At 36.2% G+C, this 25,906-nt stretch carries 36 protein-coding genes; 27 read left to right on the forward strand and 9 right to left on the reverse strand.

Annotated elements, in window-relative coordinates:
• The first annotated feature begins 39 nt into the window (after nucleotides 1-39).
• The 7 genes from MHB39_RS10645 to MHB39_RS10675 all read left to right on the forward strand — a co-directional run bounded on the left by MHB39_RS10645 (nucleotide 40) and on the right by MHB39_RS10675 (nucleotide 5,446).
• Nucleotides 40-594, forward strand: coding sequence for a hypothetical protein (locus MHB39_RS10645; protein ID WP_279494798.1), 555 nt, complete (start codon nucleotides 40-42; stop codon nucleotides 592-594).
• Between the two features lie 4 nt (nucleotides 595-598).
• A complete protein-coding gene (locus MHB39_RS10650) occupies nucleotides 599-1,090 on the forward strand; it encodes an immunity 22 family protein (protein WP_342546683.1) in 492 nt (163 codons plus the stop codon).
• A gap of 103 nt (nucleotides 1,091-1,193) precedes the next feature.
• The gene (locus MHB39_RS10655; protein WP_103118020.1) at nucleotides 1,194-1,955 is read left to right on the forward strand and encodes an ANT(4')-I family aminoglycoside nucleotidyltransferase; all 762 of its coding nucleotides are present in this window, start codon (nucleotides 1,194-1,196) and stop codon (nucleotides 1,953-1,955) included.
• 495 nt (nucleotides 1,956-2,450) lie between these two features.
• Nucleotides 2,451-3,245: a nucleotidyl transferase AbiEii/AbiGii toxin family protein gene (locus tag MHB39_RS10660; protein WP_342546688.1), complete on the forward strand. Its 795-nt coding sequence runs from the start codon at nucleotides 2,451-2,453 to the stop codon at nucleotides 3,243-3,245.
• 187 nt (nucleotides 3,246-3,432) lie between these two features.
• The gene (locus MHB39_RS10665) at nucleotides 3,433-3,912 is read left to right on the forward strand and encodes an RNA polymerase sigma factor (protein ID WP_016995320.1); all 480 of its coding nucleotides are present in this window, start codon (nucleotides 3,433-3,435) and stop codon (nucleotides 3,910-3,912) included.
• The gene (locus MHB39_RS10670; RefSeq protein WP_342546690.1) at nucleotides 3,909-4,418 is read left to right on the forward strand and encodes a hypothetical protein; all 510 of its coding nucleotides are present in this window, start codon (nucleotides 3,909-3,911) and stop codon (nucleotides 4,416-4,418) included. The genes MHB39_RS10665 and MHB39_RS10670 overlap by 4 nt, the downstream gene beginning before the upstream one ends.
• Nucleotides 4,419-4,669: 251 nt before the next feature.
• A complete protein-coding gene (locus MHB39_RS10675; RefSeq protein WP_036080789.1) occupies nucleotides 4,670-5,446 on the forward strand; it encodes a basic amino acid ABC transporter substrate-binding protein in 777 nt (258 codons plus the stop codon).
• A 60-nt stretch (nucleotides 5,447-5,506) separates the two neighbouring features.
• Here MHB39_RS10675 and MHB39_RS10680 read toward each other — a convergent pair whose 3' ends face one another.
• Both MHB39_RS10680 and MHB39_RS10685 read right to left on the reverse strand, forming a co-directional pair.
• On the reverse strand, nucleotides 5,507-5,956 hold the full coding sequence (locus MHB39_RS10680) for an SRPBCC family protein (protein WP_342546692.1): 450 nt from the start codon (nucleotides 5,954-5,956) through the stop codon (nucleotides 5,507-5,509).
• A 196-nt stretch (nucleotides 5,957-6,152) separates the two neighbouring features.
• Nucleotides 6,153-6,590, reverse strand: a complete 438-nt coding sequence (locus MHB39_RS10685) for a MarR family transcriptional regulator (RefSeq protein WP_342546693.1) — start codon at nucleotides 6,588-6,590, stop codon at nucleotides 6,153-6,155.
• Between the two features lie 150 nt (nucleotides 6,591-6,740).
• On the opposite strand from MHB39_RS10685, the gene MHB39_RS10690 reads away from it, so the two are divergent.
• From MHB39_RS10690 to MHB39_RS10705, 4 genes are all read left to right on the forward strand, one after another.
• Entirely contained in the window at nucleotides 6,741-7,145 is a 405-nt protein-coding gene (locus tag MHB39_RS10690; protein ID WP_004228436.1) for an Ohr family peroxiredoxin, read from the forward strand.
• 22 nt (nucleotides 7,146-7,167) lie between these two features.
• Nucleotides 7,168-7,794: a nitroreductase family protein gene (locus tag MHB39_RS10695; protein WP_342546694.1), complete on the forward strand. Its 627-nt coding sequence runs from the start codon at nucleotides 7,168-7,170 to the stop codon at nucleotides 7,792-7,794.
• Nucleotides 7,795-7,861: 67 nt separating this feature from the next.
• On the forward strand, nucleotides 7,862-8,221 hold the full coding sequence (locus tag MHB39_RS10700; protein WP_342546695.1) for a DUF1304 domain-containing protein: 360 nt from the start codon (nucleotides 7,862-7,864) through the stop codon (nucleotides 8,219-8,221).
• A 402-nt stretch (nucleotides 8,222-8,623) separates the two neighbouring features.
• Nucleotides 8,624-9,358, forward strand: coding sequence for an SDR family oxidoreductase (locus tag MHB39_RS10705; protein WP_342546900.1), 735 nt, complete (start codon nucleotides 8,624-8,626; stop codon nucleotides 9,356-9,358).
• Nucleotides 9,359-9,706: 348 nt separating this feature from the next.
• Here the strand turns inward: MHB39_RS10705 and MHB39_RS10710 are convergent, their stop codons facing one another.
• The 4 genes from MHB39_RS10710 to MHB39_RS10725 all read right to left on the reverse strand — a co-directional run bounded on the left by MHB39_RS10710 (nucleotide 9,707) and on the right by MHB39_RS10725 (nucleotide 11,927).
• Nucleotides 9,707-10,843, reverse strand: a complete 1,137-nt coding sequence (locus tag MHB39_RS10710; protein WP_036080775.1) for a zinc-dependent alcohol dehydrogenase — start codon at nucleotides 10,841-10,843, stop codon at nucleotides 9,707-9,709.
• A 22-nt stretch (nucleotides 10,844-10,865) separates the two neighbouring features.
• Complete coding sequence (locus tag MHB39_RS10715; RefSeq protein ID WP_016993945.1) at nucleotides 10,866-11,228, reverse strand: spore coat protein; 363 nt, start codon at nucleotides 11,226-11,228, stop codon at nucleotides 10,866-10,868.
• Nucleotides 11,229-11,240: 12 nt separating this feature from the next.
• The gene (locus MHB39_RS10720; RefSeq protein ID WP_016993944.1) at nucleotides 11,241-11,450 is read right to left on the reverse strand and encodes a hypothetical protein; all 210 of its coding nucleotides are present in this window, start codon (nucleotides 11,448-11,450) and stop codon (nucleotides 11,241-11,243) included.
• 393 nt (nucleotides 11,451-11,843) lie between these two features.
• Nucleotides 11,844-11,927 (reverse strand): hypothetical protein, encoded by an 84-nt coding sequence (locus MHB39_RS10725; RefSeq protein ID WP_238542909.1) that lies wholly within the window; start codon nucleotides 11,925-11,927, stop codon nucleotides 11,844-11,846.
• 248 nt (nucleotides 11,928-12,175) lie between these two features.
• On the opposite strand from MHB39_RS10725, the gene MHB39_RS10730 reads away from it, so the two are divergent.
• Both MHB39_RS10730 and MHB39_RS10735 read left to right on the forward strand, forming a co-directional pair.
• Nucleotides 12,176-12,862: a hypothetical protein gene (locus tag MHB39_RS10730; RefSeq protein ID WP_036080769.1), complete on the forward strand. Its 687-nt coding sequence runs from the start codon at nucleotides 12,176-12,178 to the stop codon at nucleotides 12,860-12,862.
• 745 nt (nucleotides 12,863-13,607) lie between these two features.
• Nucleotides 13,608-14,216 carry a YpjP family protein gene (locus tag MHB39_RS10735; protein ID WP_016993942.1) on the forward strand — a complete coding sequence of 203 codons (609 nt, stop codon included), beginning with the start codon at nucleotides 13,608-13,610 and terminating at the stop codon, nucleotides 14,214-14,216.
• Between the two features lie 489 nt (nucleotides 14,217-14,705).
• Here the strand turns inward: MHB39_RS10735 and MHB39_RS10740 are convergent, their stop codons facing one another.
• The gene (locus MHB39_RS10740; protein ID WP_066036862.1) at nucleotides 14,706-15,119 is read right to left on the reverse strand and encodes a gamma-type small acid-soluble spore protein; all 414 of its coding nucleotides are present in this window, start codon (nucleotides 15,117-15,119) and stop codon (nucleotides 14,706-14,708) included.
• Nucleotides 15,120-15,313: 194 nt separating this feature from the next.
• Here MHB39_RS10740 and MHB39_RS10745 point away from each other — a divergent pair, with 194 nt between their 5' ends.
• The 4 genes from MHB39_RS10745 to MHB39_RS10760 all read left to right on the forward strand — a co-directional run bounded on the left by MHB39_RS10745 (nucleotide 15,314) and on the right by MHB39_RS10760 (nucleotide 17,926).
• On the forward strand, nucleotides 15,314-16,210 hold the full coding sequence (locus tag MHB39_RS10745; RefSeq protein WP_048394548.1) for a TetR/AcrR family transcriptional regulator: 897 nt from the start codon (nucleotides 15,314-15,316) through the stop codon (nucleotides 16,208-16,210).
• Between the two features lie 347 nt (nucleotides 16,211-16,557).
• Nucleotides 16,558-16,896: a hypothetical protein gene (locus MHB39_RS10750; RefSeq protein WP_231595711.1), complete on the forward strand. Its 339-nt coding sequence runs from the start codon at nucleotides 16,558-16,560 to the stop codon at nucleotides 16,894-16,896.
• Nucleotides 16,897-16,944: 48 nt separating this feature from the next.
• Nucleotides 16,945-17,391: an HTH domain-containing protein gene (locus MHB39_RS10755; protein ID WP_342546698.1), complete on the forward strand. Its 447-nt coding sequence runs from the start codon at nucleotides 16,945-16,947 to the stop codon at nucleotides 17,389-17,391.
• Between the two features lie 157 nt (nucleotides 17,392-17,548).
• Entirely contained in the window at nucleotides 17,549-17,926 is a 378-nt protein-coding gene (locus MHB39_RS10760) for a hypothetical protein (protein WP_054549278.1), read from the forward strand.
• Nucleotides 17,927-18,008: 82 nt separating this feature from the next.
• Here MHB39_RS10760 and MHB39_RS10765 read toward each other — a convergent pair whose 3' ends face one another.
• A complete protein-coding gene (locus MHB39_RS10765; RefSeq protein ID WP_048394543.1) occupies nucleotides 18,009-18,662 on the reverse strand; it encodes an elongation factor G-binding protein in 654 nt (217 codons plus the stop codon).
• A 1,067-nt stretch (nucleotides 18,663-19,729) separates the two neighbouring features.
• Here MHB39_RS10765 and MHB39_RS10770 point away from each other — a divergent pair.
• Together MHB39_RS10770 and MHB39_RS10775 are read left to right on the forward strand one after the other, a co-directional pair.
• On the forward strand, nucleotides 19,730-20,377 hold the full coding sequence (locus MHB39_RS10770) for a class I SAM-dependent methyltransferase (RefSeq protein ID WP_342546702.1): 648 nt from the start codon (nucleotides 19,730-19,732) through the stop codon (nucleotides 20,375-20,377).
• On the forward strand, nucleotides 20,367-21,350 hold the full coding sequence (locus tag MHB39_RS10775) for an HD domain-containing protein (RefSeq protein ID WP_342546704.1): 984 nt from the start codon (nucleotides 20,367-20,369) through the stop codon (nucleotides 21,348-21,350). The genes MHB39_RS10770 and MHB39_RS10775 overlap by 11 nt, the downstream gene beginning before the upstream one ends.
• A gap of 14 nt (nucleotides 21,351-21,364) precedes the next feature.
• Here the strand turns inward: MHB39_RS10775 and MHB39_RS10780 are convergent, their stop codons facing one another.
• A complete protein-coding gene (locus MHB39_RS10780; protein WP_036080739.1) occupies nucleotides 21,365-21,700 on the reverse strand; it encodes a hypothetical protein in 336 nt (111 codons plus the stop codon).
• Between the two features lie 148 nt (nucleotides 21,701-21,848).
• Between MHB39_RS10780 and MHB39_RS10785 the strand changes: the two genes are divergently transcribed.
• From MHB39_RS10785 to MHB39_RS10820, 8 genes are all read left to right on the forward strand, one after another.
• Complete coding sequence (locus tag MHB39_RS10785; protein WP_342546705.1) at nucleotides 21,849-22,199, forward strand: hypothetical protein; 351 nt, start codon at nucleotides 21,849-21,851, stop codon at nucleotides 22,197-22,199.
• A gap of 219 nt (nucleotides 22,200-22,418) precedes the next feature.
• Nucleotides 22,419-22,817, forward strand: coding sequence for a MarR family winged helix-turn-helix transcriptional regulator (locus MHB39_RS10790; RefSeq protein ID WP_036219134.1), 399 nt, complete (start codon nucleotides 22,419-22,421; stop codon nucleotides 22,815-22,817).
• A complete protein-coding gene (locus MHB39_RS10795; protein ID WP_016993931.1) occupies nucleotides 22,817-23,164 on the forward strand; it encodes a DUF3147 family protein in 348 nt (115 codons plus the stop codon). The genes MHB39_RS10790 and MHB39_RS10795 overlap by 1 nt, the downstream gene beginning before the upstream one ends.
• 15 nt (nucleotides 23,165-23,179) lie before the next feature.
• Nucleotides 23,180-23,665, forward strand: a complete 486-nt coding sequence (locus MHB39_RS10800) for a GNAT family N-acetyltransferase (protein WP_342546706.1) — start codon at nucleotides 23,180-23,182, stop codon at nucleotides 23,663-23,665.
• 47 nt (nucleotides 23,666-23,712) lie between these two features.
• Nucleotides 23,713-24,177, forward strand: coding sequence for a hypothetical protein (locus MHB39_RS10805; protein WP_342546708.1), 465 nt, complete (start codon nucleotides 23,713-23,715; stop codon nucleotides 24,175-24,177).
• Between the two features lie 123 nt (nucleotides 24,178-24,300).
• On the forward strand, nucleotides 24,301-24,807 hold the full coding sequence (locus MHB39_RS10810; RefSeq protein WP_054549270.1) for a hypothetical protein: 507 nt from the start codon (nucleotides 24,301-24,303) through the stop codon (nucleotides 24,805-24,807).
• 121 nt (nucleotides 24,808-24,928) lie between these two features.
• Complete coding sequence (locus MHB39_RS10815) at nucleotides 24,929-25,525, forward strand: hypothetical protein (RefSeq protein ID WP_342546711.1); 597 nt, start codon at nucleotides 24,929-24,931, stop codon at nucleotides 25,523-25,525.
• Between the two features lie 11 nt (nucleotides 25,526-25,536).
• Nucleotides 25,537-25,893 (forward strand): hypothetical protein, encoded by a 357-nt coding sequence (locus MHB39_RS10820; protein WP_054549268.1) that lies wholly within the window; start codon nucleotides 25,537-25,539, stop codon nucleotides 25,891-25,893.
• Nucleotides 25,894-25,906 lie beyond the last annotated feature (13 nt).

Below are 25,906 nucleotides of genomic sequence, written 5' to 3' on the forward strand. Positions count from 1 at the left end.
TTTTTAGTATATGGTAATAAAAGAGGAGGGTGGAATAATATGGTGAACAATGATAAACGAACTCCCTTTGAGCTAGACTTGCTGGCGAATGCACAGTCGTTGATCTGCACGAAACCTCCTATTCCATGGGCGTATGAAACGAGCATTGCTGCCAATGGTGTTTTGGCTTGCGGTTGGGATCATGAGGAAAACATCGTACTAATTAGTGGCTCTGGCTATAGTGTCACTGAGCCTATAACAGGTCGTCGTCTTCATCGAGAACGAGACGTGGATGAAACTTACGACAGAATGAGTGATGACCGTTTAACGTTTCAATTGCCTCAGGGGAAAATTTCTATTTTCGGCTTTGAAGCTGGGGATGGGATTCATATGACAGCAGATGGCTGGCAGGTTGAAGTTATTTATCCTTGGTGGCCACGTGCCACAGTAGTACTCGATTATCTTTATACAACTAATTATACTTATTTAAAAAATGCGACAGCTATTGATTTACAGCGATTGGATGGCATGATTAAATGTGGATTTTCGCCATCTGGCAAGCATTTAATAATAATGGGCTCAGGCGGTGCATTGATTTATTCGAGAAAGGGATGAGGTCATGGATGATGAACAGAATGGCTATGTTTCCATATGGGCTGGTAATTTTACAAGCGAAGAACAGTTACATACATATCTTGCCACTGTCTATCAGGGAGAAGATGAAACGGACGAAGCCTTTTCACAAAAGTTAGCAAAGCTTTTTTTACCAGAAAATCAGCACCGTACTTGTGAGGGAGAGTTTAAAGCACTTTATGATGAGTTCTACAATCAATTTGAATACGATTTCGGCTTAACCTTCGATGAAGATTTTTGTGAAGCGCTATTTTATGAAGCAGCTTCAAACCAACTTAAGCAACTACTTTGTAATGAATTTTCCTATTCGCAGCAATTTAAACATCAAGTGCTAGCCAAAATGGGCAATGAACTACAGAAAGCTTATAATGCAATAATTTTACTATATGACATGAAATATGAGGGTCACATTCAATCTGTAAGCCATGAAGCGTTTCATATCGATTTTGTATGCTCTATTAAATTACAGGAAATGTGATGAAAGGAGGTTTTGATGATGTTACCAGCAAAAATTCCTCGTTAAGCCCGTGGTCCACCTTGGTTCAATAACAACGATCTTACTTATAAAAGGAGCGATGTAAATGATTGGACCAAGAAAAAAGACAAGTGATGAACGCATGCAGATTGCCCATTCGATTGCGCAACAAGTTCTCGCAAAATATGGAGGAAATGTTCGAGCAATTGGTATTTATGGCTCGTTGGCTAGAAAATCAGATGGTCCGTTTTCTGACATTGAGCTTAAGTGTGTCTGTCATCAATTAGATCACAGCTATAGCTATGAATGGACAGCAGGAGATTGGAAGGCAGAGGTTAATTTCGATCAAGCAGAAGTGATTATCGAAGAGGCAATAACGGTTGAGGAAGATTGGCCATTAACAAATGGGAAGTTTTTCGATTTACAGCCACTTTACGATCCTTCTGGCTTTTTTCTAGAACTCAAAGACAAAGCGGCCACTGTGGAGAATGCCCGATTTAAGGAAGCAATTTGCAAAACCATTGTAGAAGAAATGTATGAATACATGGGGAAATTAAGGAACATAGCTGTTCAGGGTCCCACCACATTTTTGCCGATACTGGCGATGAAAATAGCGATGACTGGTGCCATGATAGTAGGATTACACCATAGGCAGTGCTATACAACATCTGCACAAGTATTACCTGAGGCTTTAGCGATGGATGATCAGCCACACGGGTTAAAAGCATTAGCTGAAATGGTCATGACAGGCAATCTAACGAATCCTCAGCAAATCATAGCTGCCTGTGAAAACTTTTGGCAAACACTTCTCCAATGGACAACTGAAAAGGGTTATCAGATTAAATGCTCTAAGGAGATTCCTTGGTAATTTTTTATAGACCTTTACTTTTGTAGTATAAGGTGCTATAATAGAACACGTGCTATTTTAGGTAGCATATTTCCGTAATCTGGCATTCTGCTTTTTGTTTTTGTAGATACTTATTCACACTGGCGCATGCTTTGGGGCTGCAAGGACGCAAAAGATGGTAGGGTTTGCGTTGCTTAAGTTAGAAGGCACACAGTGGAATTTTACCGCGGTGATGAAACGAATCTGGTTTCAAGATAATATTCCCCAGACGATTGGGTTGAGACTTTTACAATTTACGAGAATGTTACCTATAAATACTAAAGGGGTAGTTTCGCAACAGCGAGGCTGCCCCTTGTCTAATTTTAAGGCCTGTCATGTCCAACCATGACAGGCCTTTTTGGTATACATTACCGTTTACTCTCTTCCATAAATAAGTGATAATAAAAGCATGAATTTTAGTAAAAATCTAAATTCTGCATTAAAAATCAGAAAAATCAAAAAAAGTGAGGGATGTCAATGGGAAATATCGACACACTATCGACGAATGTCGTGACACAATTAGAAGAAATGGCTATACGGCAAGACAATATGGATCAGCTAGTATCACGCTATTGCCAAGAAAGACTGCTTTATCGTCTATCCATATCCTCCTATGAAGATCAATTTTATCTAGATGGGGATCTATTATTATTTGCTTTAACAAATGGATTGGTGAAGCCTTCCAAAGAAGTCACGCTGACAGCGCAAGCAAGCGTTCATCAACATGATATAGTGAAACAGGCCTTTAAAGAAATTTGCTCACTAGCAATACCAGCGGATGGCATTGAATGGGATGCACAGCGGATCGACTCGTCCGTATCGAATGATAATATTCAACTAAGCATACCAGCTACATTGGGGAAAATGACAGTATACATAGAAGTAAGGATTACCTTTAAAGAAAACATGCGAATAACACCAAAGACCATTAATTTTCCTAGCTTGCTAGACAATAAGGCGGCGGTGGTTTATACATATCCAACAGAATTCGTGCTTGCACAAAAATTTATCGAAATTTACCAATATCCAGCATTAGAAAAGACAGAAAAAACAATAAATGAAGTACAACAATTGCTACAAACGCAAACTATTGAAGGACGAAGATTGCAGGCGTATATTGTGGAATTATTTGATCGACATCATTTTACAATCGAGCTAACTTCTACACTCGAGATGACAGGGATTCTGAAGCAATTCTTTATCCCTATTTATGAAGCTATTTTGGCTGAGGACGAATTTTTCAAGCAATGGAACAATCGAGCTTGGCAATGAAGAGAGGGACCCGCAAATCATCTACGGTTTGCGGGTTTTTGCATGTGTATTCAGCTAAGAAGGGTGATTCATTTGTGATTCTAATGAAGGGTCTCTTTTTTTATTAAAATGTAAGCTAAAGTGTATCTGTTGCACGAATAGCTGAAGTTGAATCGTATTATGTCATGAAGGAGGTTAGGTGAAAAATATGATAAAGTTTGCTGGCTTAAGTGTGCAAGAAATTGTTCAAACATATAGTGACACCCTCATACGAATTGCTGTGCAACAGACCAAAAATATGGCTGAGGCGGAGGACATTGTGCAGGAGGTTTATATGACACTGATGAGGCAGAACAAGCCCTTCGCTCATGAAGCTCATTTAAAGGCTTGGCTCATAAAGGTGACATTTAATAAGTGCAAGGATTATTTTAAGTCTTCACGTGTGAAGAAGACGGTGCCCATTACAGAAGAAATGGCCTTTATTGCAAAAGAGGAGCAGATGGTTCTTACTGAAATTTTTGAGCTTCCTTCAGAAGAGAGAGTCATTGTTTATTTACATTATTACGAGGGCTATACAACGGCAGAAATGGCTGATTTATTAGAGATCAACGTCAATACAGTAGGCTCAAAGCTCAGAAGGGCACGAATGAAGCTGAAAACGATTCTAGAAGAAGGGAGCAAAGGATGATGAATGCTTATAAGAATGTGATGAAGCAGATTCACGCTTCTGAGGAATTTAAGCGTAAGATGCGGGAAGAGATGATGGAATATGAAAAGAGGTCCTTTATGAAAAAAGTAAGAATTAGTGTGGGAAGCTTAATAGCCTGTGCAGTGATTGCTGTCCTTGCTATGGTAAATATAAATCATGATACACCAATTGATTTGACGGAGAGAATTGTTGCGGACCATTCAGCTCCTGCGGCAAGTGCGCTAGTAAATATCGAAGGGACCATTACAGAAGTCGGAGAAGATGGGCTGAGCTTTACATTGGATAACGGTATGGAAGTAGTCGTGACAGACAAAACCAAAATAGGAATAGATGGACCGACAGCACCACCTAAGGAGGAACAGCTATTTGAGCCTACTTTTAGAGTAGGTAATTTAATTGGTGGCTATACAGAAGATACCTCCTCACACCCAGTTCAGGCTGCTGCCATTTATACAAATTGGAATTTTGAACATCCAATACGATAAAGATTAGATGCTCAAAAAAGAATTTCCTAAGGGAGATTCTTTTTTTGTATAGCTTCTGGTTAACTATTTATTCCTTTTTATCCTAAAAACGAGATTGAATAATACTATTTATAAAGAAATGATTATTTTTATACAAAAAAGTATTGTCTAAAGAGAATATTGTCACTATAATTTACGTAATAGTCTTACATTTCCGAATTGCGAAAAATAATACGCATTATGGAAAAAATATCATACTAGGGGGATGGGCTATGAAAAGAAATTTAATGGTGTTGCTTACAATTATGGCAGCTTTCACGCTAGTTTTAGCGGGTTGCGGCTCGAAAGACAATACATCATCAGGTGATGGAGATAGTAAAAAAGTTTATAAGGTAGGTACTGAGGCTACATTTGCCCCTATCGTATCACTCGATGATAAAGGGAAAATTGTAGGGATTGATGTGGATGTGCTACAAGCAATCGCAGATGAAATGGATTTTGAAGTGAAGTGGGAAAGTATTGGGTGGGAGCCTGTATTCCAAACAATTAAAAATGGTGAAACAGATATTGGTGGGGCAGGGATTACAATTACGGACGAGCGTAAGGAAACATTTGATTTTACTGAGCCGTATTACGAATCTCAATTATTAATCGTAGTGAAAGAAGATTCAAAGATCCAATCATTGGATGAATTAAAAGATAAAAAGATTTCTGTACAAATTAATGCTACTGGTCATATGGCTGCCAAAAAGCTACAGGGTGAATCTAGTCCCAACATTTTTGCTTTCGAAAATCAACCAATTGCTATTCAAGAGATGCTAAATGGCAACGTAGAAGCGGCGATTGGTGATAATTCAGTTGTGTATGAATATATCAAGGCACATCCAAATGACAAAATCAAAGTAATTAAAGATGATTCCTTCGAAAAAGAATACTATGGTTTCATGGTTCAAAAGGGGAACAAAGAGCTTTTAGATAAGTTAAATGAAGGCCTTAAAAAGATTAAAGAAAACGGTAAGTTAAAAGAAATTACAGGTTCAGACTTTTAGTAATAAATAAACCGTAGAAGCTCACCTCATGGGGAGTTCTACGGTTTATTTTTTTAGGTGCTAGTCTTGCGCTTCAGCAACTGTCTTGACCCGTTCTAAAAATTCAACGACTACTTTGTCCGAAGCAAACAATAAAAATAATTTGACGAACCATTTTAACGCATTATTTGTTACGGAATAAGTAAAGGAGGTCTCTGTTTCATTTATTTTATTTAATTCATAGTAAGCCGTAATTGCAAACATATGAGCGAGTACAAAGCCTACTTTCAATATTTTTTTACCAGGTGTATTCGAATATTCCAATGTTTCTACATCATACGCTTCGATACGTTTTCCTTCTTTATATTTTTGGCGATAAATACTGCCAACCACTTCTTCCGTTACTTTTACAGGCTTGTTTTCAATTACCTGTGGCATAATCTTCTGCATATCAGCTAAAGAGCCATCAAGTAATTTCCAAACGTTTTCAATGGGGGCATTTATGTTTATAGTCTTTGTCCATGTTTTCATCCAAACACCTCTACTTTCAATTACTTATCTATACTGTAAATGAAACTAATTAATAAATATACTTTAAGTGTAGTCACATGATGTTTTAACATTTGAAGAGTCATAAAGGAGGTAGGGAAAAACAAAAAGATCGAAGCCTATGTAGCTCCAATCCTTCTTATTTACATATTCATCCTATTAATAAAATAGCTATACGTTAATTTTCATCTTTTATTTTCCAGTCATTGAATACGATATCTTGCAGTACATTTTTCAGTTGTACAAATTGCTGCTCTGAGATATTAGATTGCTTCATCACTTGGCGAGACACTTCAGGTAGCTTCCTTCTTACATTTACGCCTTCCTTGGTTAAATATATTTTCATTAATCGTTCGTCCTCCTTAGAACGCTCACGACAAATGTAATTCTTTGCCTCTAATTTTTTTAACAACGGTGTTAATGTTCCTGAATCTAAAAATAAACGTTGGCCCAATTCTTTCACCGTTATCTGTTCGTTTTCCTCTAAAGCTAATAAAGTGATATAGCCTGTATAAGTAAGATCGTAAGGCTTCAATAATAATGTATACTTCCGAGTGATTTCCTTTGATGTTGCATACAAAAGAAAGCACAGCTGATTATCTAAATGATTAGGCATAAAAATCCCCTCTTAAAGTTCTTCTACTACCATTTATATTAAAAATAAAGTTCCTACTTGTCAAACACAATTAAATTGTGTACAATTCAATTTGTAAAAATTAGATTGTATACAATTTAATTAATAACAAAAGATAAGGGGTTTTTAGTTATGAAAGAATTATACGCAACTACAATGATTAATGAAGGTGGCCGTAGTGGCACATCCTATGCAGAAGATCAATCTTTATCGTTAAAAATTGCACCACCAGGCTCCAAATTAGCGGATGTTACAAACCCAGAGCAATTATTTGCGGCTGGCTATAGTGCTTGCTTTAATAGTGCATTAGATTTAATCAAACGCCAAAAGAAACTAAAAAATGCATCAACAATTAAAGTAACAGTGAAATTAATGGAGCAAGCTTCTTTTGACTATGTGCTTGCAGTGGAAATCGAAGGGCATATTGAAGGACTAGCAGTGGAGGAAGCACAGGAATTATTAGAGGTCACACATACGGTGTGTCCATATTCAAAAGCCACAATGGGCAATATTAATGTAACAATAAAAGCAGTTTAAATTACGAAAAGAGGGAAAGTACATGTTATCCACTACACCATTAAAACAAATTATGCAAATGCGTAAATCTGTTCGTAAATACAATCCAGAGACTAAAATTCCGCGTGAAACAATCATGCAGCTGTTGCAGGATGCTACTTCAGCACCTTCTTCAAGTAATATGCAGCCATGGCGCTTTCTTGTCATTGATGATAAGGAAATTCAGAAGAATATCAACTTCTTTTCATTTAATCAAGAGCAAATCGAAACAGCCTCTGCCATTATTGCTGTCATTGGAGATATAGAGATGTATGTAAATGCTGAGGAAATCTATGCAAAAAATGTGGAGCTGGGCTATATGCCAGAACCAATTGCCAATAAGCTTGCACAAGATGCGCTGACAATGTACGGTTCAGCACCAACAGAAACATTAGAAAATATCGTACACTTTGATGCTGGCTTAGTATCGATGCAAATCATGCTATTAGCGAAGGAAATGGGCTATGATACTGTTCCGATGGGTGGGTTTGATAAGGCAAAATTCGCTGAATACATGGAATTACCAGCAAATGAAATTCCTATTTTATTATTAGCCATTGGTGAAGCGGTAGCCCCAGCATACGGTTCTTCACGCCTACCAATAGACCGCATTGTTCGTTTTAATAAATAGTTTCAAGCAATGTCCTTGATTCACGTGAGGACATTGCTTTTTTAAAGATTTTTTAGGAGTGAATAGGATGTCTTCATTAACTTTTATTTTAAGCTTAGTCGTAGCAGCTGAGCATTTGTATATTATATATTTAGAAACGTTTGCAACTACTTCTAAAAGAACAGCAAAAACATTTAATCTGTCTGAGGAAGCATTAGAAAATGCAAATGTTCAAGTTCTTTTCAAAAATCAAGGCGTTTATAATGGTCTGATTGCGATCGCCTTATTATATGGATTATTTTTGTCACCTCAGCAAACTGAAATGGTCGCCATTTTTTTAATCCTTGTAAGCATTGTTGCTTTGTATGGTAGCTTAACAAGCTCCAAATCGATTCTATTAAAACAAGGCGGACCTGCTATTCTAGCACTTATTAGTTTATTTTTCTAAAGGAATCTCTACAATAATAAAAAGATTGAAGTTAATGTAAACTCAACAACAGACATTATACATTATCTCTGTTCTAATGGAAGTATAGTGCAAGACTTATATAATTGTGAGCAAAGATTTCTTTTTAAGGAAGATAATTAGCTTACGTCTAATATACAGATTGTCCAAAACTTTATTAACAGTCAAAAAGATTTATATTGTGATGATTGTCTCTCTGAAAAATTGGATATTAAACCAAGACAACAAATCAATCAAATTTAATAAGTTAAAAAAACAGGTCTTTTATAAAGAGAGGTTAAACAATGTTCTTCTTGCGCCAAAGATAAACTTGTCAGTAATATAGAATTTAGGTAGAGTTTTTTCATTACATCCTATCTTTTTAATAAAGGGGTAAAATAGATGATGCTTAAAAATAGAAAAGTAATAGTAACAGGTGCAGCTTCTGGTATAGGAAAAGAAATTGTTAAACAATGTTTACATGAAGGTGCTTCAGTACTTGCTTGTGATATTAATGAAAACGCCTTAAATGAATTAAAACAATCAATGAATGATCCCTCAGATTTGTATACATATCAATTAGATGTAAGTATTTATGAAGAAGTAGTCAATTTTTTTGAACATTTGGAAAGAGAACAGTGTGATGTAGATAGTTTAGTTAATAATGCAGGGATTTATTTGGGTAAGAATATACTGGATTATCAAGCCGAGGAGATTGATAAAGTCATAGATATAAACTTAAAGGGATGTATTTATTTTTCTCAAATGTTCGGGAAGTATCTACTTCAGAGCGAACGTAAGGGAGTCATCGTGAATATGTCTTCTGTATCAGGTATGGAAGGCAGTTCAGATGCAATATATGGACTCTCAAAAGCTGCTATATTGGGATTAACTAAAAGCTGTGCAGTGAATTTCTCACCATACATTAGAGTTAATGCCGTTGCCCCTACAATGGTAAATACTCCTATGATGGATGCAATACCCATTTGGAGAAAAGAGGAATATTTAAATCATCAGCTCATCGATACACCTGTCATGCCTGAAGATGTTGCTGATACTGTTATTTTCCTCTTGTCAGATAGATCAAAGCATTACACAGGTGCGACATTTGATATTAATAATGGTGGATATCTAAGGTAGTTCAAAAACTTATTCAACTGTTTTGCCAAACTAATTATTTACTCAGAAATTTTTGCTTTTCTCAAATAAGGAAAGCGTCTTTCCTCATGGAAATAAACCAAATGGGATGTTGAGTTGCTCATTAGAAGTTGTTCAATGAAAGGAATCGTTACATAATGATTTTTGAGTAAGGAGGGGTTAGTTCTGTTGATCAAAATGTAGTTCGCCAGTCGAAGAGGCTTGGTGCTCAAATATTAATGCCATTTTGAAGAATCACTTTCAGAAGTAATACATATAAATATGTACCCCTAGGTCAATGAAAAAGGTACTTTTGCAATGCAGAGACAAAAGTACCTGAAAACTTCTATATTAGGGTTTTAAAACCACTTTAATGCAATCTTCTTGCTTTGTATCGAATATTTCATATGCATGTTTTGCTTTTTCAAGAGGGAGGACATGTGTAATGATATCACCGACATTCACTTTTCCTTCAGCCATTAGGTTATAGACATGAGGCATGATATGAACAACTGGGGCTTGTCCAGTACGAATCGCTACATTGCGCTGGAATATATCTCCGAGTGGGAAGGCGTTGTATCGACCGCCGTATACACCGGTAATTTGGATTGTTCCTCCTTTACGTACAGCTTGACTAGCAATGACAAGGGCTCCCATAGCACCACCTTGAAGTTTTACGCCACTTGCAAGAAATTCTAGAGGCGTCATTTTTCCGCTCATCCCTACACAATCAATGACAACGTCTGCACCGCCCTTGGTAATCTCTTTCAAGTATTCACCACAATTTTCATGGTCTTCAAAATTAACGATTTCAACGTTATTTGTCTTCTTTGCATGTTTAAGACGATAGCCGATGTAGTCAACTGCGATTACTCTTTCTGCTCCTTTCAACCAAGCAAATTTTTGTGCTAGCAGTCCAACAGGTCCGCAGCCAAGAATAATAACAGTATCTCCTTTCTTTACACCTGCATTATCTACACTCCAAAAAGCAGTAGAGGCGGCATCGGCAAGGAGAACAAGACTTTCATCAGGAACTTCTGATTTTTCTGGAATTTTAAAAGGGATAAAATTGCCATAGGGCACGCGCATAAACTCTGCCTGTCCTCCAGGAAAACCGCCTGTTGTGTCTGAATAACCAAAGTAGGCACCCATTTCGCCATTATCGTTTGCATTATCACATTGACTTTCCAGATCATGATTGCAGTACCAGCATTCCCCGCATGCAATATTAAAAGGAATGACAATCCGATCGCCCTTTTTAACCTTCGTCACATCTTTTCCAACCTCTTCTACGATACCCATTGGTTCGTGACCAATGACATAATCTTGTCCAATATTCGGAATCATACCATGAATCAAATGCAAGTCGGATCCGCAAATGGCAGTAGTCGTTAAACGAACAATAATATCATCGGCTTTTTTTATTTTAGGATCTTGTACTTCTTTAACCTCAACATTTTTTACACCTTGAAAAGTGACAGCTTTCATTAAAAAAATCCCTCATTTTCGTTTATTTTTTCGGTGGGGTAGGGAACATTCCTTTTCGATTCATATCTTTAGGGAATAAATCCAACTGGGCAATACTAATCGCATTTTCTGCAGATTTAATATCCAGTTCCTTTTGACCTGCAAGATCATAAGGTTTCAGCCATTCTTTTTTTACCATCAGTTCAGAAATTTCGAAATATAAATCGAACATGACATCCAGCTGAGTTCTCAAGATTTTCTGAAGAGCAGGAGAAGCTGTTTCTGTTAGGGCAATTGAAAGATTCCGAATACCTGTTTTGGTTGTAAGTAAAAACTCAAGAGCAAGCCCCGAATCAGTTAGTTCAGGCATTCCAACTGAATTTATAGGATCTAAATAGTCTTTCATACAATTTTCCTCCTAATATTCTAATTCTGATTTCGAGTAGAGCTTGACCATAGCAGTGAGTGCAGGGGTAGATAATTTTACATTTTTGTCCAATAATGCTCTTAAATCATCATCAAAGACCACACCTTGACTCAGCTTCGATTTAAGTAAACTAGTTGTCATAAAGTTAATGACTTCATGAAATTCCATTGTTTCATGAAGTGCTAATTTTTTCTCAAACACGTAATTCGCACCTCCATAATTTTCTTTAAAAAGTCTTCCCTGTAGCAAGTCTATTTATGCAAATTCGCCTTTGATTAAATCTAAAACTATATTGATAGCTGGAATCTTATTTAAATTTGAATTTCCTCCATATTAACTATGTGAAAATCGTAATACCAAAATTCAAGACGAGTGTGGAACGTCATTTGCAAAGCGTAGGTTAATTTTTTTCTTTGTCTAAAGAAAATGCGGGATGTATCCTAAAGTGCGCTTTTCTGAAATAAGGGAAGCTCCTTTTTTCATAAATGGGTCATTTAATGGAAGAAGGGAGCAACACTTTTTCTAGATAAATTTATATAAAATTGGATATAAAAAAAGGACCTTCAGTCTCTATAGCTGTCAGGTCCTTATTTTTTATACTATTTCATTGGTCATTCTATCCTTTCCTACGGGATTATACTGAATGCCTGTAGGTTCAATTTCAAAAGTAATTTGCAATATATAGCCCCGAAAATCATTTACTCTTTTAGTTTCAATAACTTCAATTTTCCATGGAGTAACCTGAGGCGAAAATCCTTTAAAATCTTTGGATAATAATAGTTAGTCAAATCTTTTTCAATATAAGGAGTAAGAAGGCGGCTTTATTCTTAAAATTTAGTGTTTCATGATTTTACATTAAAAAGTTGATTAAGACGAAAAAGATCGAATACATTATAATATCTGCTCATATCGTAAAATAAGAGGAGATGGGATTTATTAGAAAGAAATTCCTTATTGTAGTCTTAAGCATCATAGGGGTACTATTATTAAGCTTCGGATTAGCTTCTTTAAATGGTTGTGCTGAAAAAAACATTAGTGCACCACCAAAAAGTGCTGAAATTCAAATGTTAGAAAAGATAGAAGTAAAATTAGTGGGGAAATATAAAATAGGTACCTATAGTATTAATACTCATGTTGATAACAATTCGCAGGATATAGATATTGATGTTCTTGGAAGCCAAGAGTATTATGATTCAGTAAAACATGAAATCAAAGATGTTGTGAGAAATTTGATTAAGTCAACTAAATTTGAAGAATATAATGTTAATGTAAAAAAAGGTGAAATTCGTCAAAGGATAACAGAAGAAGAGTTGGAAAGAAATAATTTATTGGTTGAGATCGCCAAAAAAATTAATAACGAATTATCTAATGCTTATCCAAACAAAATTGATGGAGGAGTAGATTTGAGAATTCCTCCACCGGAAGCTCCCCAAGAACTAATTGTGGAAGTAAGTACATTGTTAGATGGGGAAAAACAAGAAGCTCTTGGTAGGGAAATAGAAAGGACAATATATACCACATTAGAGAAAAAGTTAGCCTCTAATAAACTTTTAAAAGAAAGTACCGTGAAAATATACATTTATAATAAGAATAAAGAAAAAATAAAAACTTAATGTAAACTCCCTTATCAACTAAAATAGAGAATTGTACTCTATCACTTGCATTAAGATGACCAATTTGAACAGTTCCCTTACTAGATGAAATACCCAATTATCTCCTAAACAATAATCAATCTTTATTATAAAATTCAAACTAGATAAATCAAGTACCAACTGTTTTGATCAAACTTTGTTTTTTACTACCGTGCAACTGCTACTGTATGCAGCTATTAATCTTATGACAATTATTTGCAACCAGTAAACTAATAGTCATTCGCATGAATGTATTTTATTACAGGCACAATAATAAACAGCAAAATTTAAATTATCAAATTGATTTAATATTTATTACTCAATTTGAAATTTTGCTTACACGCCACCAAGAATTAATAATATTATAGTAGCCCCAACAAGCCCCAAAACTAGCCCCAACTTTGTGCATTATTTTGCGTTACTATGTATTGTAATGAAAAATAAAAAACCCCAAAAGCTGCATATAACAGGCTTTTAGGGCTTTGTAGGGTACATATTACAAAATATAAAAATTAGTCCGTGAAACATAAAGATGATAAGTAACCTAACATTAATAAAAGACCAATACCCATTGCGATGCTCATGCTTTGTACCTCCTTTAAAAAAACGACACATTATTCATAAATATTGTACAATGAATTATAGAAATATGAAACCTTTTAATGGCGAGAACGTATATAATAATAGGAGAATTACCAATTTGTACATAAAGAGTAGGTGACAATAAATGAAAACGTGGGTTAAGAAAAGTATAGTCATCATGGTTGCGTTTTTAACATTTGGTTTAATAACGCCTACACATGAGATTTGGGAAGCATTTGATCAAAATCCTTCGAACCGTGCATCCATCGGCCCTTCATCAGGGACAAGCACTGCTTTAGCTGCTGAGCATGATAACAGTAGTGACGAGCAGTTACAGATACAAGAGGAAGCGATTGATTATAATGCCTTACTTGTGGATGCGGCTAGAGAACAATCGTACATAAAATTTGGCACAAAAATTGGTCCGAAAATTAGCAATGAATTTGACAGCATCATCTTCCCGAAAATGGAGGAAGCCATTGCAATGACAGTGGCTAATCTTGATGATCAAACTGCTGCATCTTTAACCATCTCTGAAAGACCAAGTGGTAATTACGGTGAGAAAATTTTCAATGTCATCAACAATGAAACAGGCACAGATTTAATTCGTTTCCATGTGCGCACAGAAAAAAGACCGCAGGAAGGCTACTACTACAACTTCCATTACCACAGTGTCGAGGACAACTTCATGGCACACAACAACCTTGGCGATATCTATTGGGAAAAAAACACACCACCTAAGTGGTTGTCATAATAAGTACGAAACACTCGTTTACATGACGAGTGTTTTTTTATGCAAAAACGCAATTCTGAAAGCCGAAATTTCGAGATGATGGGGAAATATCAAGGCTTACTTGGTATTGAAGGTATTCAAAATGAACCTACTCAACAGGAAATAAGTATAGTCCCATCCCAAAATGCCTTCTGCCAGTATTTCAATAGGCAAGGAAAATGAAGAAATCAGTCGCTTGATGGAGGAATGTAGGATTAAATTTGTCTTTTCTTGCGCTTACCCGGGAAATTTTTTTATTTCCTCAACTTACATTTGAACTTGTTAAAGGGAAATAAGGGGATATGAAAGTACGACTCAAACTGATTTCAAACAGATATAAGAAAAATAGCTACCTGCCAGAATTAAAAGCTAAAGCGAAAATTTTATCCTGAAGGAATCCTAAAAAATTTGCTGTTATTGTGAGAAACAAAAAAACCGGCAAGGATGCCGGCTGCGGATGTTGAATGAAAGCTATTTTGAATTATTTTCGTTAGCAAATTTACCAGAAGCAAATTTTTTGTTTGCTTCAGCTTGTTGAATTTGTTGTCTGATTTGGTTAACATCAGTTTCATTCCCAAATTCAACGTTCGTTGACTTCATTGCGTTCATAGAACCAGAAGCCTGTTGCTTTTTAGCTTCAGCTTGTTGAATTTGTTGTCTGATTTGGTTAACATCAGTCTCATTCCCAAATTCAACGTTCGTTGACTTCATTGCGTTCATAGAACCAGAAGCCTGTTGCTTTTTAGCTTCAGCTTGTTGAATTTGTTGTCTGATTTGATTAACATCAGTCTCGTTCCCGAATTCAACATTCATTGAATTCATTGCGTTTGGAGCTGCATTAGGAATTTTTGAGTTGAAATTTTGGTTGTTGTTATTATTCGCCATTAAATATCACCTCCTGAAAAGTAGTGTGTGCAGAAGGTTTTTTACTATCCATACATTTTAGAAAAACCTAACCGATTTGGACTGGCACTACAGAGTGAGGACCTCTAGTATCAAATTTGCATAGTTTAAGAAATCTAGTTTTCCTAGTATAATTGTAGTAAGTTCGTTATTGTGTTTAGAGATTGGAGAAATGTATGAAAGATCGTAAACAAATCGTTATCGAATCAACATTACAATTATTTACTGAAAAAGGGTATCAGCATACATCGGTTCAGGATATTTTAGATAAGGCAAATATTTCGAAAGGTACATTTTATAATTATTTTTCATCTAAAAACGAATGCCTGAAAGCCGTATTAGAGCAAAATCGTCAAGAGCGAAATGTTTTAAAAGAGGAAATTTTAGTTGGTAAGAAAAAAGATGATGTAGACGTTTTAATTGAACAATTAATCGCCACATTAAAAATTAAAGAAAAATATAATTTAATGCCATTATTTCGAGAAATCTCTTTTTTGCATGATGAAGAGCTGCAAGAAATTCTTGCGGAACATCGCTTTCATGAAATCACCTGGTTAAAAAACAGATTCTATGATATTTATGGAGAAGAAGGAAAGCACTATTATTATGAGTGTGCGGTCGTCTTTTTTGGCACATTCCAATATTTATCTTTTTATTGGAATTTGGCTACTAATATGACGATAGATCTAAAAAAAGTGGTTACTCGGTCATTGAAATATGTAGAAAGTTTTCTGCCAGAAATGATTAAGAGTGGAGAAATTCTATTAGAGCCACAGGAAATGTTTTTATTAGAAAAGGATCTAGCCTATAAGTCCATTACTAGTAAAGAAATACAAGAGAAATTAGAGAAATTTTGTAAAAAAATCTCGACAATCGAACTTCCACAAAAATCACTCGAACTCTCTAGCTTACTTTTGGATGAAATGAAGAGAGAAACACCCCGCATGAGTGTTTTAGAGATCATGCTACAGCCATTTCGTGCTTCTTTCGCTGAAACGATTTATAAATATGAAGCTGAAGAAATAGCCAACCTTTTCTGGCTCTTTATGAAGATGAAAAACAGCAAGTCATAAATGAATGATTGAATAACTAGACCAGCTTTTTAGCATAAAGTTGGTTTTTTCTTTTGTATTCGCTGGCTATTAATACTAGTGAGGGCATTAAGTTTTTTCATTCTTTTGTCAGTGAATATTCGATACTTGGTGGAATCGTGTCATTTTTCATAAAGCGGAAATAATAAAAGTATACATTTCCCACCAATTATACTTTGTTCTATAATTCCTACCCAATTCATGTTGAAACCGTATTAAGACACAACAAGTAAGCTCACCATAGACGACAATACATTCTCGGTTTAAGTGAATTACTAATTCAGGAAGTGTTATAATAATTTTACAGATTGTGGAGGTGGAGAGAGCTGGTGAAGGAAATAAGAGAACTATGGATGATTACATTTAAAATATTTTTAGAATTAATAAGAATTATTATCCTTTTTTCCATTATTGGATGCGTGATGTGGGGAGGCGCCAGGCTTATTTATACCTCTTTTGGAATAAATGTTGATGGTTCATACGCTGGGTGGCTGGGGGGAATCGCCATATATAGTTTATTGTTTGTCCTCTATCGTAATAAACTGCAGTTTTCGGGATTTTATAATGGTCCATATCGCCAAAAATTATCCCCTACAACCACTACCATTTTTATTACGATTTCCGTTTTTTTATTAATACTGCCACTTTTTTGGCGTCCTCATTTTTAATATAGTTTCATTTGATACATAAAAAAGAATGAAAAGAGGGTTACTACTGTGAAAGAATGGAAGGATAGGGCAGAAGTATCTTTTGTCACGGATATTTCCCGATTCGATTACCTGAGACAGCAAATTCAAGAAGTGGCTGAAAAATTCAGTTTCAATCATCAGCAACTTGCGAAAATATTTGATTTACCAATGACTGAGCTGGATAGTTTATTGAATAACAAGGGCAGCATCACGACGGAGCAGCTAGATAAGATTGAACGAAAAATAGTTATGTTATGTGTTGGCTTTGAAGGCTTTGATGCAAGGGAAAGAGCCGCATTGCTTTTGAATGACCTCATTAAGGATTACATGTTTTCAACGGCTAGTGTCGCGAAAATGATTCATGTAGAGGAAAAGGACTTAATCGATTTTAGACAAGAGATATCGATCGATAAGAACGTAGAATTGAAAATTTGCGTGAATAGTATCATGCTTCATTTTGTATTACATGACTAATGACAAGCCCTGGTATTTTGGACTAAATCATTCACGAAGGATAAATAAAAAATCTTCTCTTCTTCGCTGACATTCTTCATCACTTCCACGATTTCCTTCATACATAGTAATGATGAGAACCACACACATTAACCTCAAAAAGTATGGGGGTTCCAAAATGAAAAGTGCCAATAAAGTGTATGTGCTTTTATTTATCGTAGTTTTCTCATTTTCTTCAACCGTATATGCAGAAGAACATAAGGAAGGTATTCTTGTATACCATGTGAAATATGATTATGAAGCTATAAGTAAATTTTTGGGCATGACAGTGCAGGAATACGACCAAGAGTGGAGGAAAGGTCTTTCGATTGCAGAGATGGCGGAGAAAAAAGGAATTGCTAGAAGAGATGTAGAAGGCTATTTTTATCAATTTCATTATGAAGAAATGCAAAAATGGCGAAAAAAGGGTGTCATGACGGAGAAACACTATTTCCATCTTGTGTATGGATTAGCCGATGAAATAGAGGAATTTATTGATCGTAATCCCAACCGTTAACATTTCTCTATACCCTAAGAGTAATTCTTTTAAAGTTTAAAGGCAGAAATGTTGCTTGCACAACATTTCTGCCTTCGTTCATTTATTTTTGTGTAATACGCTCGAAAAACTCCAGTGTTCTGTTCATATCCGTAACATGTTCATTGCATGTTTGACTATCTGCACAAATGTAATTACTGTGGTTGGTAAACGTGCCTACCACCTGTCCTTTAATGGACGTAGTAAATAGGCCTACATCTGAATGGCGATTACAGATAGCGCAAATGCCGCGAACGGTGTTATTGGCAAATATCCCTTTGATCCCTTTTAGCTGCCCATTTTGCTCAAGGACAACATACTTTCGATGTGTGCCAGCATCATCCCAAGCAAGATAACAAATTTGCTGAAAATCGAGTGCTTCTAGATTTGGTAGCTTGAGCTTCTTTTCTTTTTTAAATAAGGCTTTAAGCGTACTAGCGGTCACCGGTTTGAACGGGATGACATATGGTTTTAATTGCTCTAAAAATGCATCACCTTGTGCACGATCTGTGACAGCAAAAAGCTGGTCAATCAGCATTGTTTCTGCTGCTGATAATGCTAATTTTGTCGTTACCTCCGTATCAACAAGGCCACGTACTGCTAGGATAACGTTTTTATCCTTTGTTGTTGTCAGTGCATGTAAAATTTTATTTAATTGCTGTTCTAGTAAATGATAGTTGGCAACCGTTAAAAACGGCTGAATTGTTTGTTGTTCCATTTGAAATCTCTCCTGTTTATTAGGCTATTTGATTACTTTTTGGCCTAAAGAGATCATTCAATTTCTGTTAGTTTATAACTTAATCTTGACCTCTTTGACCTAAAGAAGTCGTTCTAGAGCATGCATTACAAGTGAATGCGATCATTTAGATCCCTCCTTTAAAGGAAACGTTGATTTATATGGGTTTTACATAAGGTTTTATAATAGGTTGAATTAAACAGGCGACCAATTTACATTAATTTGTTAAAAATTATAAGTGTCTATAGATATAGTAACATGTGATTGCCCTAATTGCTCTTGAATTGTTTTGAAATTACTCCCTTTACAATGGTATAAGATGCAAAGGTTCATGCAAATTTATTAGACGAAATTGTTTGTCTATAATCAACATTTCCATCTTCATTATATGCAGGACACTATTTATTTTTCTTTTGTTAGGCTAATTTTTGTAATCTTGATGTATAAGAATTAGGATTGATTACTTAAGTTTAATGAACTAATTATATTTCTACCATAAAAAAGAATAAAGTAAATTAGTGTAACATTTATAAAGAAATAAAGTATATTAAAGTGAATTTGAGTAATGCCATTTATAGTAAATATAGCAATTGCGGATGATAACTCATTCTCACCGATGTAACTTATAAAGGGGAATGGGGCTCCAAATTTGTTAGAACCAAAAGATGCAAAGAAAATGGACATTAAGCTCATTATAATGCTAATCCATAACAACGCCTTTTTGTTTGTACCTTGCATTAAGTCATCTCCTTTTATATTTTAACTACCCAGTATTATTATATCGTAAAAAGTTGAATGTGGTAATATTTTGGTAATTTATAATAAAATATTATCCAGAATGTTTATTGTAATTTTTATACATATTGATATTATAACAGCTTATGAAAATTTGAAAATTGATAAAGCACTGTTTATTTTCTGAATTGTTGGAAAGGTAATAAATTGGTATAATGGACTGAATTGGTTAATGAAGGGGGATTTATGATGAAACAGATGACTGAACGTAAATTAATGAATGCTTGGAGAATTTATACATTGTAGGAGGCACTATGCTATTAAATAAACAAGGTTTTGATTTATGGGCCGATGGATACGACCAAACGGTACAACACAGTGAGGAAAAGTATCAATACCCATTTGCAGGCTATAAAGCGATTTTAAATAAAATTTTCAATGAAGTGATGGCTGTTCCCGCTTCCACAGTTTTAGATATTGGCTTTGGAACAGGGGTATTAACGGCGAAGCTTTATGAACAGGGGCATTCGATTTATGGCTTTGATTTTTCTGCGAACATGATTGCCATTGCCAAGGAAAAAATGCCAGAGGCTCACTTAATGGAGTGGGATTTAATGAATGGCTTGCCACAGGAGCTATTACAGCAGCCCTATGATGCGATTATTAGTACGTATGCGCTCCATCATTTTACAGATGAGCAAAAGGCTTTGTATATCACACAATTATTACAGCACCTATCACCAACAGGGAAAATTTTAATTGGCGATGTAGCTTTCCAGACAAGAGAGCAGCTGGAGCAATGTCGTCAAGATAGCGAGGGATACTGGGATGAGGATGAATTTTACTTTGTCCATGAGGAGCTAAAGGTCGCCTTACAGGAAATTTGTGAGTTAACATTTTACCCACTATCGCATTGTGGTGGAGTCTTTGTGATTAGTCGGAAGAATATAAATGCTGATTAGTGACCCCTTATATGGGGAGTTCGAGATAGATGGTTTGTTAGAGGAATTGATTGTAAGTAAGCCAGTTCAACGCTTAAAGGAAATTCATCAGGCTGGGGCAGGCTTTCTAGTAAATAGCAAGTGGACTATTTCAAGATTTGAGCATTCTGTAGGTGTCATGCTGCTTATTAGACAGCTTGGCGGTTCATTGCAGGAGCAGGTGGCAGGCTTATTACATGATGTGTCCCATACCGCTTTTTCCCATGTGGTGGATGTTGTCCTTGAAAATGAGGCGGAAGATTACCATGAAGCGATATTCATGGATGTTATCAAACAGTCTTCGATACCTGCGATTCTTGAAAAATATGGCTACGAGGTAGAGAACATACTAGATACATCCAGATGGTCGTTACTTGAACAACCTGCTCCAGCATTGTGTGCGGATCGTATAGATTATACATTAAGAGATATGTATTTTTATGGAAATTTAGCCTTGGAAGATATCCAAAAATTTTTACAGGACTTATTCGTTTTTCAGGGGAAATTGTGTGTTAAAACGATTGAACGTGCAGAATGGTTTGTAAAAATTTATTATCAGGAAGTGTTAGATTTTTTCTTGCACCCTTTAAATATCTATGCGACAAGTTCGTTAGCGAATGTATTAAAACTGTCGCTAGCAAAACAAATTCTAACGCTTGAAGATTTCCTAAAGACTGATCATGAGGTATTGCAGCAGATGAAGGCTTCACATGATCGAGACGTTCAAGCTCTTGTACAACAATTACATGAAAATGTAGAGGTAAGAGAAGAACAAGAGAATCATGACATTCATTTTCGCAATAAAGTGCGACTCATCGATCCAGCTATCTATCATCAACAGCGACTATGGAAGGCGAGCGAGGTATCTAACTATGTCAAAGCAATGAATGTCTCTGCTTTGGAAAGGTTTGAGCAGGGAGTTTATGTGAAAATAATCAATGAGGAGCTGTCATAGGACAGCTCCTTTCTTTAGGCAAACATGGATAAAATATATTTGCCAGAAAGCATAAATACGGCATAGACAGCGAGCGCACTCATAACGGAAATGCCTGGTTTAAACCAGCTTGTTAGGAGGAACGCGAGCACGGTAAATAACAGCATGCCAACCGCTCCAAATACCGTGTTTTGAAGAACAGTATGAAAGGTATCTTCTTTCATATTTTTCATTTGCATGCCCATATTAATGAGCGTCAATATCGGTAAGGCCGTAATAATACCTGATAAAAATAAATACTTAGATTGGCTAAGTAGTAGCGCTAGCACCATGATTGTGCCACCTACTAAAAAATAGAGAAAGTATAACATGGGATGCCCTCAATTAAATTCAGAATAGAGTAATAATACTGTAGAACGTAAGTGTTCACAAGTACCCATTGATACTATTTAGCAAGAAGCGCAGAAAGATAGATGTTTATGAAAAATAGATAGAATTTTTGGGAGGGGGTGAGTAATAATGTCCATTCTATCCTTTATGCTTTTATATGTAGTAGGCATACCAATCTCTACTCTGTTGCATGAAATTGGGCATGCATTGGGTGTTATAGTATGTTCAAAGGAACGAGCCCATGTTTATTTAGGTGCAAAAAATCTTCCTGAAAACTTGCGTATAGGTCGTATACATTTCCATATTCGATGGGGATTGTTTGGCTTCTGTACCCCACAAAAAGGGAGTAGCTTAACGCGCAAGCAGTCGCTCGGATTTATAGCGGGTGGTCCTATCATGACTTTAGCAGTATTACTTTTTGCCAGCTATCTAGCCCGTTATTTTGCTGCTTATGCAGGGATACACTATTTTTTTCAATAGCCTTTTTTATTTGAATACTTTTCAATTTCTTGCAACAGCAGTCCCGCTAATTTATCCAAAATGGTATAAGCCCTATGCAGGTTTACCCTCAGATGGCTATCAGATGCTAAGCTTACTGAAGAAAAATATCTGAAAATAAAAACTTTAACGAGGTCACTTTTAATATATCGTTGTATACGATATAATCGTTTTGAACGATATATTAAAGGGGTTATTACAATGATTAAAGATATAAATGATTATTTTACAACGATATTCTATCATCTACATACAACCCATGAAGATGTTATTTCCCATCAGAGTGTGCGTATTTTGCAAATGATACAAAAGGAAGAGGAAGTGACGGTGCGTGATATAGCAGGGTTACTAAATATTTCTCCTAATACGGCATCAGAGCATGTGAAAAAGCTAGAGCGTCATGGCTGGGTGATGAAGGAGCGTGCAAGTGACGACCAGCGTAAGGTCATGCTACATTTGACAGCAGAAGGGCTACAAGTGTTGAAGAAAAACTCGGAGCTAGATGATGATAAGCTACAGCATGCACTTAATCAGCTAACTGAGCAGGAACAGCAAGCCATTCTACAGGCGTTTCGACGTCTAAGTGAGGTGGCAAAATAATGTATACATTCTTTAAAATTTTGAGTTCAGCAGCCATCATTGGCGTTGTGACGGAGGTTGCACGACGATTCCCTACCTATGGAGGCATTATTGCTGCGTTGCCATTGGTGAGTATTTTAAGCATTATTTGGCTGACAGTACAAAGCGAGTCGAGTGAGCATATTCAACGCTTCACGGTAGGCGTTATCGTTGGCTTGCCCGCAACGATGTGCATGCTATTTGTGATTTACATGGCGATGAAATCCTCCGTACATATTGTACTAGCTATTGGACTTGGTGTACTATCCTGGGCTGTATTTTTAGGCATACAAAAAGCGATTGCAGGGGTTTTTCATATTTCCATTTAAGAAGGAGTTTATAAAATGACGATTATTGCCATACATCAACTACCAAAACAAACTGTAAGCGAATTTTTTCAGGAACATTGGGGTACGACAGAGATGGTCATTTCCAGTGGCATTTATGATTGTAGTGAATTAGCGGGCTTTGCTTTTATGAATGAGCAACAAATGATGATCGGTTTAATCACCTATATCATGCGGGAAGAGGACTGTGAAATCATTTCGTTAGATAGTACGGTTGAGGGGAAAGGTATTGGTTCTGCTCTTGTGAAAGCAGTAGAACAAGCAGCAATGGAGCAGGGCTGTACAAGCATATCACTTATTACAACAAACGATAATTTGCATGCATTGAAATTCTATCAAAAACGAGGCTATTGTTTAATAGAAATACTGCGTAATGCAGTGGAAAAAGCAAGAGCCTATAAGCCTTCTATCCCACTCATCGGCGATGACGGTATTCCAATACGAGATGAAATACGTTTACAAAAACAACTTGACTGTCAATAAGTCAGGTTGTTTTTGTTATACTAGTTGGGAGGAAAGAGAGGGAAAGTATGAAAAAAATACTATTTATTTTAGTACTGAGTGTGCTTGTGGTCGGGGCAATCTTTATGATTTATCTCAAGAGCAATCCACCACTTGTTATTCAAAGCTATAGCAGCAAACAAGGCAATGAAGCAATCAAAATCATCGCACTTGAAAATACAGGGCTGCGTGAAATTAAGCTAAAGCAAATACTGGTGAATGATCAGCGTCCTGATAACGCGAAGCTTGTAATAAGTAAGTCAGAACCTTTTGAGGCGGAAACAAAGCTAGAGGGAAATGATCAACTATCTTTTCATAAATTAGCACAGCGAACGATCGTACCTCGAAGATACATAAATCAACAAGCTATTGGCGAGCAGCCACAGCATTATGCAGTACAAGTTCTAGCATCTAACAACCAGAAAGTAACGATACACTATGAATACTTAAAAATACCTTTTACGCTTACAGTTGAGCTTCAAGCCAACAAATAATCACTTTTTGTCTTATCCTTTATGCCTGTGTCAATTTCTAAGATTGTTTGGTGAAAAGCTCCTATCCCTCCTAGAACATGGTAATATTGTATTAACAGCAATTGTGATACTAGGAGGGACCTAATGGCATTTATCATCTTGGGTATAGTACTATTTATCTGTGTTATCACTGTGACATTAGTGTTTATGAAAAAGCTTTTAAAAAATGATATTATGCTTGAAGTGACAGCCACTTGTGAAGGAAAAAATGAAGACAATCAAGCGATTATGAAGATATATTTTAGGTATTCCATTGGACGTCTTGCCAGAAGGAAACGAGAAATGATAGGCAGTATTGAATGGTCTGAAGGGTGGATGCCTGTCAGCTATAATTTAAAAGAACATGGCGTGTATGATGAAGAACGACTTCTGTATGCAACGAATGAGCAAACGTATTCCACCTTTGAAATCAATGCGACGAATGCGCTTGATGAGCAAGGACGTGGAGAGGGCTACGTGGTCCTTGTATTGGAAAAGCCAAATACCTCTCATATGTCCCGAGCGGGTGTTATTCTCGCTGTGACAGCCAATATGGTTACATATCAATTATCAGACTCGACTAGCTGGCACAATGATATGCTAGCGAACTAGCTATCCAATGTATTGGATAGCTTTTTTTGTATTTACAAGTAAAAATAGGCTGTTTATGGAACCAATTGCGGAAAATAACGTATAGAAAGAAGAAGGACTTGCAGGAGGAAGGAGGATATAGATGTCCGAACAACATAGCAAATACAATGATTCAAGGCTTGTCACAATAGATGAGCAAATATGTGCACTTTTGCAGCAACGAAAAGAGCAAGCTGCTCTTACTCCAGGCTTGCCTTCGGATGATACCATTTCGAAATGGGCACAGCAATATGGTTTCGATGATACTTTTTTAGCGTTGTTCTTCCAGTTGATTAAATCAGAAAAATACTATACTTCAAAGGTAGAACCTTCAGGCTTCCGTCACTATATCCCTGTATTGAAAACGGTAACAAAGGGAGAGCGTTTGTATACGGTTTCTTATGTTCGTCAATATGACAATGCAAGTGTGGTGCAATTATTAATCGATTGGGATGAGCAGCAAGAACCTCAGCTAACGATTCAGCAAAAATTAGAACGAAAACATTTTGGCCTATACATCGATGAGTCCTATGAATGCCGAAGTAAAGGTACAGGCGGCTCAAATGGACATGAAAGCAGTACGTATGTGGTGACACCACCCTTGCCAGATGATTTAAGGGGACTTCATTTTGTTTTTACAGAATACGAGGATGCCTTTGAAGAAAAGCCGACAGGGTGGGCTATCACCATACAAGGTTAGGGGGATATTTAATGAAAAAATGGATGTTTCCACTTGCCCTCATCATCCTATTGACAGCTTGTCAAAGCCCCAAGCAGGAGATACATTATATCGCCAAAAGTGAACATTGGAAAGCCATCTATCATAGTAATGGCGAGGTGGGCTTACGCTTATTTTATCTGGGAGATGATGATGATTTGGGGCCTTTAGAAATTACAATTGAGGGGACAAAAGAATCCCAAAATTTAAGTGATGTTCAGTTAAATAAAGATGGCTATTATTCCTTCACAAAAAAAGAAAGTGAGAAAATCTTTAAACGAGAAACAAAGCCAATGATCCATGTAGAATGGCAATCTGAAGATGAGACCTTAGAAGTGAAAAATCATTAGGAGATAATAATAA

This window comes from Lysinibacillus sp. FSL K6-4013 (assembly GCF_038630435.1).
GTDB classification, from domain to species: domain Bacteria; phylum Bacillota; class Bacilli; order Bacillales_A; family Planococcaceae; genus Lysinibacillus; species Lysinibacillus boronitolerans.

What these genes read in the sequence shown, in the direction of transcription:
- MHB39_RS10820 (WP_054549268.1), top strand. Translation starts at nt 25,537, where the DNA reads ATGAAAAAATGGATGTTTCCACTTGCCCTCATCATCCTATTGACAGCT.
- MHB39_RS10645 (WP_279494798.1), top strand. Translation starts at nt 40, where the DNA reads ATGGTGAACAATGATAAACGAACTCCCTTTGAGCTAGACTTGCTGGCG.
- MHB39_RS10795 (WP_016993931.1), top strand. Translation starts at nt 22,817, where the DNA reads ATGTATACATTCTTTAAAATTTTGAGTTCAGCAGCCATCATTGGCGTT.
- MHB39_RS10735 (WP_016993942.1), top strand. Translation starts at nt 13,608, where the DNA reads ATGAAAACGTGGGTTAAGAAAAGTATAGTCATCATGGTTGCGTTTTTA.
- MHB39_RS10715 (WP_016993945.1), bottom strand. Translation starts at nt 11,228, where the DNA reads ATGAAAGACTATTTAGATCCTATAAATTCAGTTGGAATGCCTGAACTA.
- MHB39_RS10685 (WP_342546693.1), bottom strand. Translation starts at nt 6,590, where the DNA reads ATGCCTAATCATTTAGATAATCAGCTGTGCTTTCTTTTGTATGCAACA.
- MHB39_RS10760 (WP_054549278.1), top strand. Translation starts at nt 17,549, where the DNA reads ATGAAAAGTGCCAATAAAGTGTATGTGCTTTTATTTATCGTAGTTTTC.
- MHB39_RS10780 (WP_036080739.1), bottom strand. Translation starts at nt 21,700, where the DNA reads ATGTTATACTTTCTCTATTTTTTAGTAGGTGGCACAATCATGGTGCTA.
- MHB39_RS10785 (WP_342546705.1), top strand. Translation starts at nt 21,849, where the DNA reads ATGTCCATTCTATCCTTTATGCTTTTATATGTAGTAGGCATACCAATC.
- MHB39_RS10650 (WP_342546683.1), top strand. Translation starts at nt 599, where the DNA reads ATGGATGATGAACAGAATGGCTATGTTTCCATATGGGCTGGTAATTTT.
- MHB39_RS10765 (WP_048394543.1), bottom strand. Translation starts at nt 18,662, where the DNA reads ATGGAACAACAAACAATTCAGCCGTTTTTAACGGTTGCCAACTATCAT.
- MHB39_RS10790 (WP_036219134.1), top strand. Translation starts at nt 22,419, where the DNA reads ATGATTAAAGATATAAATGATTATTTTACAACGATATTCTATCATCTA.
- MHB39_RS10655 (WP_103118020.1), top strand. Translation starts at nt 1,194, where the DNA reads ATGATTGGACCAAGAAAAAAGACAAGTGATGAACGCATGCAGATTGCC.
- MHB39_RS10700 (WP_342546695.1), top strand. Translation starts at nt 7,862, where the DNA reads ATGTCTTCATTAACTTTTATTTTAAGCTTAGTCGTAGCAGCTGAGCAT.
- MHB39_RS10770 (WP_342546702.1), top strand. Translation starts at nt 19,730, where the DNA reads ATGCTATTAAATAAACAAGGTTTTGATTTATGGGCCGATGGATACGAC.
- MHB39_RS10695 (WP_342546694.1), top strand. Translation starts at nt 7,168, where the DNA reads ATGTTATCCACTACACCATTAAAACAAATTATGCAAATGCGTAAATCT.
- MHB39_RS10680 (WP_342546692.1), bottom strand. Translation starts at nt 5,956, where the DNA reads ATGAAAACATGGACAAAGACTATAAACATAAATGCCCCCATTGAAAAC.
- MHB39_RS10800 (WP_342546706.1), top strand. Translation starts at nt 23,180, where the DNA reads ATGACGATTATTGCCATACATCAACTACCAAAACAAACTGTAAGCGAA.
- MHB39_RS10730 (WP_036080769.1), top strand. Translation starts at nt 12,176, where the DNA reads ATGGGATTTATTAGAAAGAAATTCCTTATTGTAGTCTTAAGCATCATA.
- MHB39_RS10740 (WP_066036862.1), bottom strand. Translation starts at nt 15,119, where the DNA reads ATGGCGAATAATAACAACAACCAAAATTTCAACTCAAAAATTCCTAAT.
- MHB39_RS10670 (WP_342546690.1), top strand. Translation starts at nt 3,909, where the DNA reads ATGATGAATGCTTATAAGAATGTGATGAAGCAGATTCACGCTTCTGAG.
- MHB39_RS10675 (WP_036080789.1), top strand. Translation starts at nt 4,670, where the DNA reads ATGAAAAGAAATTTAATGGTGTTGCTTACAATTATGGCAGCTTTCACG.
- MHB39_RS10815 (WP_342546711.1), top strand. Translation starts at nt 24,929, where the DNA reads ATGTCCGAACAACATAGCAAATACAATGATTCAAGGCTTGTCACAATA.
- MHB39_RS10690 (WP_004228436.1), top strand. Translation starts at nt 6,741, where the DNA reads ATGAAAGAATTATACGCAACTACAATGATTAATGAAGGTGGCCGTAGT.
- MHB39_RS10660 (WP_342546688.1), top strand. Translation starts at nt 2,451, where the DNA reads ATGGGAAATATCGACACACTATCGACGAATGTCGTGACACAATTAGAA.
- MHB39_RS10710 (WP_036080775.1), bottom strand. Translation starts at nt 10,843, where the DNA reads ATGAAAGCTGTCACTTTTCAAGGTGTAAAAAATGTTGAGGTTAAAGAA.
- MHB39_RS10745 (WP_048394548.1), top strand. Translation starts at nt 15,314, where the DNA reads ATGAAAGATCGTAAACAAATCGTTATCGAATCAACATTACAATTATTT.
- MHB39_RS10665 (WP_016995320.1), top strand. Translation starts at nt 3,433, where the DNA reads ATGATAAAGTTTGCTGGCTTAAGTGTGCAAGAAATTGTTCAAACATAT.
- MHB39_RS10705 (WP_342546900.1), top strand. Translation starts at nt 8,624, where the DNA reads ATGCTTAAAAATAGAAAAGTAATAGTAACAGGTGCAGCTTCTGGTATA.
- MHB39_RS10805 (WP_342546708.1), top strand. Translation starts at nt 23,713, where the DNA reads ATGAAAAAAATACTATTTATTTTAGTACTGAGTGTGCTTGTGGTCGGG.
- MHB39_RS10775 (WP_342546704.1), top strand. Translation starts at nt 20,367, where the DNA reads ATGCTGATTAGTGACCCCTTATATGGGGAGTTCGAGATAGATGGTTTG.
- MHB39_RS10810 (WP_054549270.1), top strand. Translation starts at nt 24,301, where the DNA reads ATGGCATTTATCATCTTGGGTATAGTACTATTTATCTGTGTTATCACT.